The organism is Streptomyces sp. ActVer (assembly GCF_027270795.1).
Lineage (GTDB): Bacteria > Actinomycetota > Actinomycetes > Streptomycetales > Streptomycetaceae > Streptomyces > Streptomyces umbrinus_A.
On the sequence record NZ_JAPWHT010000440.1, the window covers coordinates 1 to 8576 of the forward strand.

The following is an 8576-nucleotide window of genomic DNA, read 5'->3' on the forward strand; positions in this document are numbered from 1 at the left end:
AGGGGTGCCGGGGCGGTTCGGGTGAGCGGTGCTCTCCAACGAGAGCACCGCTCACCAACTGGGGCGGCGCCGACATTCGAGAGCACCGCTCACAAACCAGCGCACCGCTCACGCCCCCCGCACCGCCCGTGCCAGTCGTGTCGCCGCTGCCGCCCGGGGACCGCTGTCCGAAGGCCGGCGGCGCGGGTGGACCGTGTTCGCCAGGAGCACCAGGAACGTGTCCGTCGACGGGTCCAGGACCAGCGACGTACCTGTGAAGCCCGTGTGGCCCGCGGCGCCGTGGCCGGCGAGTTCGCCCATGAACCAGGGCTGGTCGAGGGCGAAGCCGAGGCCGGGCGGGGAGAGGAGGAGTTCGACGTAGTCGGGGCCGAGGATGCGGGCGGTGCCGTACGAGCCGCCCGCCAGCAGCGTTCGGCAGAAGACCGCCAGGTCGCCCGCCGTCGAGAAGAGGCCCGCGTGGCCCGCGATTCCGCCGAGCGCCCAGGCGTTCTCGTCGTGGACCTCGCCCCGCAGCATCCCCCGGTCCGCCTTGGCCCACGGCAGCCGCTGGTCCTCGGTGGCGGCCGCGCCCGGGCGGGGTCCGAACCCGGTGGCCGTCATCCCGAGCGGCCGGGTGATGCCGTCCCGGACGAGGACGTCCAGCCTCCGCCGGGTGATCCGTTCGAGGACGTGCTGGAGGAGCAGCATGTTGAGGTCCGAGTAGGCGTAGGCGCCGCCCGGCGCGGTCAGCGGCTCCTCGGCGCGCAGCAGGGCGAGCCGCGCCCTGTCGTCCCGGCAGTCGTACAGCGGGAGTTCGGGCCGCAGCCCGGAGGTGTGGGTGAGCAGGTGCCGCACGGTGATGCCGTACTCGGCGGCCGCGGTGAAGTCCGGCAGATACGCCCCGACCCGCGCGTCGATGCCGAGCGTGCCGCGCTCCAGCTGCTGCACGGCGGCCACGCTCGTGAAGAGCTTCGTGAGGGAGGCCAGGTCGAAGGCGGTGTCCGTGGTCATCGGGACGCGGGCCTCGCTGGGCAGCTCGACGCCCGCGTCGGTGACCTCGTCGTACGCGGAGTACCGCACCGCCCACCCCGCCGCCTCCTCGACGGCGATCACGGGCCCGCGTCCGGCGACCAGGACGGCGCCCGGGGCCCAGGGCCGGTCCCCGTCGGTGAGCCGCCGGAACTCCCGTACGAGACGGTCGAGTTCGTCGGGGTCGAGCCCGGCACGTTCCGCTGTGCCGAGGCGCAGTCTCGGTGCGCTCAGCTCTCTGCCCCCTTCACGTCCGCCTGTCTCCGCCAGGGACGGCACAGTCCCACGAAGCAGCCGACGGCGACCAGTGAACACGCCAACTGGACGACGGCCATCGGGACCGCGGTGTGTTCCCCGGCGATGCCCACGAGGGGTGTGGCGAGCGCGCCGACGAGGAAGGAGGAGGTGCCGAGCAGTGCGGACGCGGAACCCGCGGCGTGCCGGGTGCGCATGAGGGCGAGGGCGTTGGTGTTGGGCATGCACAGGGTCATCGCGGACATGAGGACGAAGAGGCCGACGGCGATCGGGACGAGGCCCACCTCGCCGAAGACCCCGCTCGCCATCAGCAGCAGCGCGGCCGAGGCGGTGGTGATGATCCCGAGGCCGACCGCGAGCACCTTGTCGAGGCTGACGCGGCCGACGAGGACCTTGCCGTTGATCTGGCCGACGGCCACGAGTCCGATCGAGTTGACGCCGAAGAGGATGCTGTACGTCTGCGGGGAGGCGCCGTAGATCTCCTGGATCACGAACGGCGAGGCCGAGATGTAGGCGAAGAGCGCCGCGAAGGCGAAGCCGCCGGTAAGCATGTAGCCGGTGAAGACGCGGTCGGCGAGCAGACCGCGCATGGTGCGCAGCGCTTCGACGGTGCCACCGCTGTGCCGGTGCTCGGGCGCGAGGGTCTCGGGCAGCATCCGCCAGACGACGACGGTCAGCACGATCCCGATGACGGTCAGGATGTAGAAGACGCCCCGCCAGTCGGTGATCCGCAGTACCTGTCCGCCGATGAGCGGGGCGATGATCGGCGCGACCCCGGAGATCAGCATGAGCGTGGAGAAGAAGCGGGCCATGTCGACGCCGTCGTAGAGGTCGCGTACGACGGCGCGTGCGATCACGATCCCGGCGGCGCCCGCGAGGCCCTGGAGGAGCCGGAAGGCGACGAGGAGTTCGATGGTGGGCGCGAACGCGCAGACGGCGGTGGCGACGACGTAGAGGAGCAGTCCGACGATGAGCGGCCGTCTGCGCCCCCACTTGTCGCTCATCGGGCCGACGACCAGCTGCCCGAGCGCCATGCCGGCGAGGCAGGCGGTGAGCGTCAGCTGCACGGTGGCCGCGGACGCGTGGAGCGCGTCGGTGACCTCCGGGAGTGCCGGGAGGTACATGTCCATGGACAGCGGCGGTACGGCGGTGAGGCCGCCGAGGACGAGGGTGACCAGGAGTCCCACGGAACGGCGGGCCTCCGGTGGCGGTACCGGTGCCGCCGCGGCGGCGGTCGCGGTCTCTTCGGTGACCGCGTCGGTGACCGCGTCGGTGACCGTCTCGGTGACGGCCGCGCTCGGTATGTGCCCCTCCGGGCCGTCCTGGTCCCGCGTGGTGCGGCCACGCTCGGACATGTGCCCCTCCCTGTTTGTGGAATACGCCACCTATGCTCTCAGCTCGTACAGGTGGTCGAGACCATCGCGTTCGAGTCGTCGGCGATGTCCGGGTCGTCGACCACGCTCGGGTTCGGGTCGTGGGCCATCGGGTGATCGTGCTCATGGAGCGAGGGGTTGGGATGGCGGGAGAGCGTGTGCGGTGGGGCGTGCTGGCGACCGGTGGGATCGCCGGGGCGTTCACGGCGGATCTGATCGATCTGCCGGACGCCGAGGTGGTCGCGGTGGCGTCGCGCACCGAGGAGTCGGCGAAGACGTTCGCGGAGCGGTTCGGGATCCCCCGGGCGTACGGCGACTGGGAGAGCCTCGCGGCGGACGAGGACGTGGATGTCGTGTACGTCGCGACTCCGCACTCGGCGCACCGGACGGCGGCCGGACTCTGTCTTGAGGCGGGCCGGAACGTGCTGTGCGAGAAGGCCTTCACGCTGAACTCGCGCGAGGCCCAGGAGCTGGTCGGCCTCGCGAAGGAGCGCGGGAGCTTCCTGATGGAGGCCATGTGGATGTACTGCAACCCGCTGATCCGGCAACTGAAGGCGCTGGTCGACGAAGGGGCGATCGGCGAGGTCCGCACGGTCCAGGCCGACTTCGGTCTTTCGGGGCCCTTCCCTCCCACCCACCGGCTGCGCGATCCGGCGCAGGGCGGCGGCGCGCTGCTCGACCTGGGCGTCTACCCGGTGTCGTTCGCGCACCTGCTGCTCGGTGAGCCCTCGGAGGTGATGGCGAGAGCGGTGCTCTCCGACGAGAGCGTCGATCTCCAGACGGGAATGCTGCTCTCCTGGGAGAGCGGTGCTCTCGCTTCGTTGCACTGCTCTCTGGTGGGCGGCACGTCGACCTCCGCCTCGGTCACCGGATCCGAGGGCCGTATCGACATCCCGTCCGGCTTCTTCCACGCCGACCGCTTCGTACTGCACCGCGACGGCCGCGACCCGCAGGAGTTCACCGCGAGCGCGACCGACGGAACCCGGGCCGGCCTCAAGCACGAGGCCATCGAGGTCATGCGCTGCCTCCGCGCCGGCGAGACCGAGTCCCCCCTGGTCCCCCTCGACGGCACCCTGGCGGTGATGCGAACGCTGGACGCGGTACGGGACCGCGTCGGCGTCCACTATCCGTCAGAGCTCAGCTGAGGCGCCCCTTCAGGGGCGCGGGGAACTGCGCAGTCTTTTAGGGGCGCGGGGAACTGCGCGACCAGCCACGAACGGCTCGCGGCCGACGAACCACCCGCAGTTCCCCACCCCTCCCGCCGTAACCGCTACGCGGGCTTCAGCCCCTGATCCCCCACCTCAGTGACAAAAGACGCGGCGGTCGTGATCGGGGCCCCGGGCGTGGTCACGGCAGCCACCGTCTTGAAGTCCACCCGAGCCAGTTCACGCCCGAGGCGAACCGTCGAATACCCCCGATGCCCGTTGTAGTGCTTCATGTGCGGGTTGGCGGCAAGATAACCCGCCCAGTTGGCGGGCCGGGCGGCCCCGTTCTGCCCACTGGTGACCGACGTGGCGACGATCTCCGTACCCAGCGTCCGCGACCCCGGGTCGGCGAAGTCCTGCTTGATGTCGAAGGCGTACGACACATGGACGTCGCCGGTGAGCACCATCAGGTTCTCCACACCGGCGGCCTCGGCGCCCGCGAGGAGCCGCCGGCGCGAGGCGGGGTAACCGTCCCAGGCGTCCATGCTCAGGGTGGTGTTGCCGGCGGTGGCGTGGTTGCGGCGGGCGAAGACGACCTGCTGCGGTATGACGTTCCACAGCGCGTTCGACCGCTTCCAGCCGTCGGTCAGCCAGCGCTCCTGGGCGAGCCCCGGCAGGGTCTGCGACTCGGCCTCCGACTCGGGGGTCGGCGTCTTCCAGCCGTCGCCGTTCGCCTGGTCCGTGCGGTACTGCCGGGTGTCGAGGATGTCGAACTGCGCGAGCCGCCCCCAGTTCAGACGGCGGTAGAGCCGCATGTCGGCACCCTCGGGCCGCTGCGGGTGGCGCAGCGGCAGGTTCTCCCAGTACGAGCGGTACGCGGCGGCGCGGCGCAGCAGGAACTCCTCCGGCGGTACGTCGTTCTCGGGGATGTCGTCCGCGTAGTTGTTCTCGGTCTCGTGGTCGTCCCAGGTGACGACGAAGGGGTGCGCGGCGTGCACGGCCTGCAGGTCGGGGTCGGTCTTGTAGAGGGCGTACCGCAGCCGGTAGTCCTCCAGCGTGATCGTCTCCCGGTTGAAGATGTCGGGCAGCACGCGGTCGGTGTAGTTGCGCACGCCGCCGACCGAGCTGACCGCGTACTCGTACAGGTAGTCGCCGACGTGGAAGACCACGTCGACGTCGTCCTCGGCGAGATGGCCGAACGGGGTGAAGTACCCGTCGTGGTACGCCTGGCAGGAGACTACGGCCAGCGTCAGTTCGGAGACGTCCGAGCGGGACGAGGGCGCGGTGCGTGTACGGGCGGTCTCGCTGACCCAACTGCCCACGCGGAAGCGGTAGTAGAAGACGCGGTCGGAGTCGAGGTGGCCGACCTCGACGTGTACGGAGTGGTGGAACTCGGGGTGGGCGACGGCCGCGCCGCGTCTGACGATGTTTCTGAAGCGTTCGTCGCGGGCCAACTCCCAGCGCACGGTGACGCGTTGCGACGGCAGACCGGAGTCGGCCTGGAACGGGGCGGGCGCGAGCCGGGTCCACAGCACCACGGAGGTGGGCAGCGGGTCACCGGAGGCGACGCCGAGCGTGAAGGGGTTGTCGGTGATCTTCGCCGCGTCGAGTTCGGCGGCGCCCGCCACACCCGCGGTCGGCAGGTTGGTGGCGAAGGCGAGCGCGGCGGCCGCGCCGGTGACCGTGAGGAAACGGCGGCGTCCGAGGTGACGGGCGGCGGCGCGGAGTTCGGGGGCGTGCTGCGACTGTTGCTGGTGGCCTGCGAGTGTCATCTGGCCCTCCCCTGACTGTTGTTGTACTAGGTATTGGAGTGATCAGATTCGACGTCGGACTGTCACGTACACACCAGTCAGATGTCGGACAGATGAGAATCGTGTGGCGGAAGATCGCCTGTCCTCACGTACGCTGCTGGGCCATGAACGCCAAGGGAACGAAGATCGCGGTCGTGACGGGAGCGGGCTCGGGGATCGGCCGGGCCGTGGCCGTGGAACTGCTGCGCACCGGCTGGTCGGTGGCGCTCGCGGGCCGCCGCACGGAGCGCCTGGAGGAGACGGCGGCGCTCGCGGAGACGGCACGCCCGGGGCAGCCGGCCCCGAAGGACGGCACGTCCTTGTGTGTGCGCACCGATGTCTCGCGGCCCGACGAGGTGGCCGCGCTCTTCGCCGCCGTACGGGACCGCTTCGGGCGGCTCGACCTCCTCTTCAACAACGCGGGCACCTTCGGCCCGGGCGGAGTGCCGTTCGAGGAGCTGCCGTACGAGGCCTGGCGGCACGTGGTCGGCACCAACCTCGACGGTGCGTTCCTGTGCGCGCAGGCGGCGTACCGGCAGATGAAGGAGCAGGATCCGCAGGGCGGCCGGATCATCAACAACGGCTCGATCTCGGCGCATACGCCCCGCCCGCACTCGGCCGCGTACACGGCGACCAAGCACGCGCTGACCGGCCTCACGAAGTCGCTGTCGCTGGACGGGCGGCCGTACCGGATCGCCTGCGGGCAGATCGACATCGGCAACGCTGCGACGGACATGACCGAGCGGATGCAGACGGGGGCGCTGCAGGCGAACGGGGAGGTGGCGGCCGAGCCCGTCATGGACGTGGCGGACGTGGCTCGTACGGTGCGGCACATGGCGGCGCTGCCGCTTGAAGCGAATGTGCAGTTCGCGACGGTGCTTGCTACGGCGATGCCGTACGTAGGACGGGGGTGACCCAGCGCCGTGGCAGGGTGCGGGCCGGACGTGGCTGGGCGCGCAGTTCCCCGCGCCCCTGAGGGGCGCGGCCCGGCTGGTCAATCTGCACAAACGGAGGGGTCACCTCCGCGGTATCCCGGCCGGTTACAGGCCTATGCTCGACACTCCTCCACCAGAACTTCACACTTGGAGCACAGGACTTCCGTGCCACACCTCTGGGGGGAGGCGGCAGCCGTTCCGGCGGTTCGGGTGGGGGGATTCCGCGTGGGACCGCGGGATTGCGACCCGGGCCACGGAACGGCTGCCCATCAATCCGGGCGGGGGCCCGTGCGTCCGCCGTTCAGCGGCCCAGGACCTCGTCGATCTCGGTCAACTGCCATGCCGTGAGCGGACCTTGGGCGAGTGCGCCCGCGTTCTCCTCCGCCTGTGCGACCGAGCGGAAGCCGGGGATGGGCACGGTGCGCGGGCTACGGGCCCACAGCCAGGCGAGGGCGCCCTGGGCGAGCGTACGGCCGTCGCTGGTGAGGACGGACCGGAGGGCGTCGACGCGGGCGAGCCACTCGGGGTCGGCTCCGCCGCCGTCGCCGAAACCCGGGAGCCGGGCGGGCGGCCTGCTGCGGATGTCGCCCGCCTCGAGGGACCGACCGGGCCCGCGCCTGCCGGTCAGCAACCCCATCGCCAGCGGACTGCGGTTGATGCTCGCGAGCCCCGCCTCCTCGCAGAGCGCGAGCATTTCGGGCGCGTCCTGGAGGACGTTGAGTCGGTGCTGCACGGCCGCGCAGTGCTCGCCCTCGGCGAAGACCGCGGCCCGCTCCGGGTCGTCGGTGCTCCAGGCATACGCACGGACGAGCCCCTCGCGGACGAACTCCTCGCAGGTGTCCCGGAGTTGGGCGGCGCGCTCCGGGTCGGCGTCGGAGATGCGGAGCTGGTAGAGGTCGATGTGGTCGGTGTCCAGCCGTCGCAGTGAGGCGGTCAGCGCGCGTCGGGCGTACTCCGGGGAGTCGTCGCTGCCCACGGCGAGCCTGCGCTCCTCGTCGATGACGTTGCCCCACTTGGTCGCGACGACGACGTCGGCCCGCCGCTTGCCGGGCGCCCGCGCGAGGACACGCTCGCTGTGCCCGGTGCCGTACGCGTCCGCCGTGTCGAAGAAGGTGACGCCGAGATCGAGGGCGCGGCGGATCGCCCGTACGGACTCGTCGTCGTCGACCTTGCCCCAGCCCGGGGGCTGTCCGTCGGGTCTCGCCCACTCGCCGCCGATGGCCCAGCAGCCGAAACCGAGGGCGCTCACCTCGATACCGCTGCGCCCCAGAGTCCTGCGCCCGTCGTAGTTCCGCGTGCTTCCGCTGCTCTCCATGCCCATGGACGCCAGGAGTTGAAGTGCGGGCGAAGGCAAGACCGCGACGGCGGAGTCGCGGCGGTCGCTACGCCTGGCCGGTCTCGAAGCGGGAGACCTTGCCGCCGTCGTCGACGGTGAAACTCCACCGCGTCCTCATCTCGCCCCAGGCGTCGTTGCTGTAGCGGGCGAGGAGGGCGAGGCCGCCGTCCGACTCGTTGTCGACCTCCATATGACCGTGGGAGTCGAAGATCTCCCGCTCGGTCCACTCGTCGAGGTCGCGGTCCGAACCGTCGTCGGACATGGTCGCGCCGGGCGCGAGGACGGCCCGGAAGGCGTCCCGGTCATGGGCGTTCACGGCGCTGACGAACTCCCGGACGGCCGGGTTGCTCAGCTTGGCTACCTGAATCGTCATGGACGCCAGACTCACACCGCCCGGCCGCCCCCGCCACCCGAACGGCGGCGCGGGCCGGGACCCCGGCGACCGTTCGGTGCGACGGTGGGCAGGCGGCGTACGAGACAAAAGGGGCCGTCCGCGTGAGGACGGCCGACTGGGACATCCGAGGAGTGACGAGAACCGTGACCTCTTTCGACCGACGCGACCTGGGACTGCTGCTGCTCCGCCTCGGCACGGGCGGGGTGCTCGCGGCGCACGGGACACAGAAGCTCTTCGGCTGGTTCGGCGGGGGCGGACTCTCCGGGACCGGCCAGTTCATGGAGTCCGTGGGGTACGCGCCCGGCCGGGCGAGCGCGGCCGCGGCGGGCCTGGCGGAGGC

The 8576-nt window shown here is 71.2% G+C and carries 8 protein-coding genes; 3 read left to right on the plus strand and 5 right to left on the minus strand.

The window, feature by feature from the left end; genetic code table 11:
- Positions 1–108 precede the first annotated feature (108 nt).
- Positions 109–1287, minus strand: a complete 1179-nt coding sequence (locus tag O3Q52_RS43160; protein WP_269653991.1) for a serine hydrolase — start codon at positions 1285–1287, stop codon at positions 109–111.
- Positions 1239–2618, minus strand: coding sequence for a multidrug effflux MFS transporter (locus tag O3Q52_RS43165; protein WP_269653992.1), 1380 nt, complete (start codon positions 2616–2618; stop codon positions 1239–1241). Before O3Q52_RS43165 ends, O3Q52_RS43160 begins: the two co-directional genes overlap by 49 nt.
- Positions 2619–2779: 161 nt before the next feature.
- Here O3Q52_RS43165 and O3Q52_RS43170 point away from each other — a divergent pair, with 161 nt between their 5' ends.
- On the plus strand, positions 2780–3781 hold the full coding sequence (locus tag O3Q52_RS43170) for a Gfo/Idh/MocA family protein (protein ID WP_269653993.1): 1002 nt from the start codon (positions 2780–2782) through the stop codon (positions 3779–3781).
- 125 nt (positions 3782–3906) lie between these two features.
- Here the strand turns inward: O3Q52_RS43170 and O3Q52_RS43175 are convergent, their stop codons facing one another.
- Positions 3907–5553, minus strand: coding sequence for an alkaline phosphatase (locus O3Q52_RS43175; RefSeq protein WP_269653994.1), 1647 nt, complete (start codon positions 5551–5553; stop codon positions 3907–3909).
- Between the two features lie 143 nt (positions 5554–5696).
- Here O3Q52_RS43175 and O3Q52_RS43180 point away from each other — a divergent pair, with 143 nt between their 5' ends.
- Positions 5697–6485, plus strand: a complete 789-nt coding sequence (locus tag O3Q52_RS43180; protein ID WP_269653995.1) for an SDR family oxidoreductase — start codon at positions 5697–5699, stop codon at positions 6483–6485.
- Positions 6486–6807: 322 nt separating this feature from the next.
- Here the strand turns inward: O3Q52_RS43180 and O3Q52_RS43185 are convergent, their stop codons facing one another.
- Together O3Q52_RS43185 and O3Q52_RS43190 are read right to left on the minus strand one after the other, a co-directional pair.
- Complete coding sequence (locus O3Q52_RS43185; RefSeq protein ID WP_269653998.1) at positions 6808–7821, minus strand: aldo/keto reductase; 1014 nt, start codon at positions 7819–7821, stop codon at positions 6808–6810.
- Between the two features lie 67 nt (positions 7822–7888).
- Entirely contained in the window at positions 7889–8215 is a 327-nt protein-coding gene (locus O3Q52_RS43190; protein WP_269653996.1) for a nuclear transport factor 2 family protein, read from the minus strand.
- Positions 8216–8379: 164 nt separating this feature from the next.
- On the opposite strand from O3Q52_RS43190, the gene O3Q52_RS43195 reads away from it, so the two are divergent.
- On the plus strand, positions 8380–8576 hold a 197-nt coding region (locus O3Q52_RS43195; RefSeq protein ID WP_269653997.1), incomplete at its 3' end, for a DoxX family membrane protein.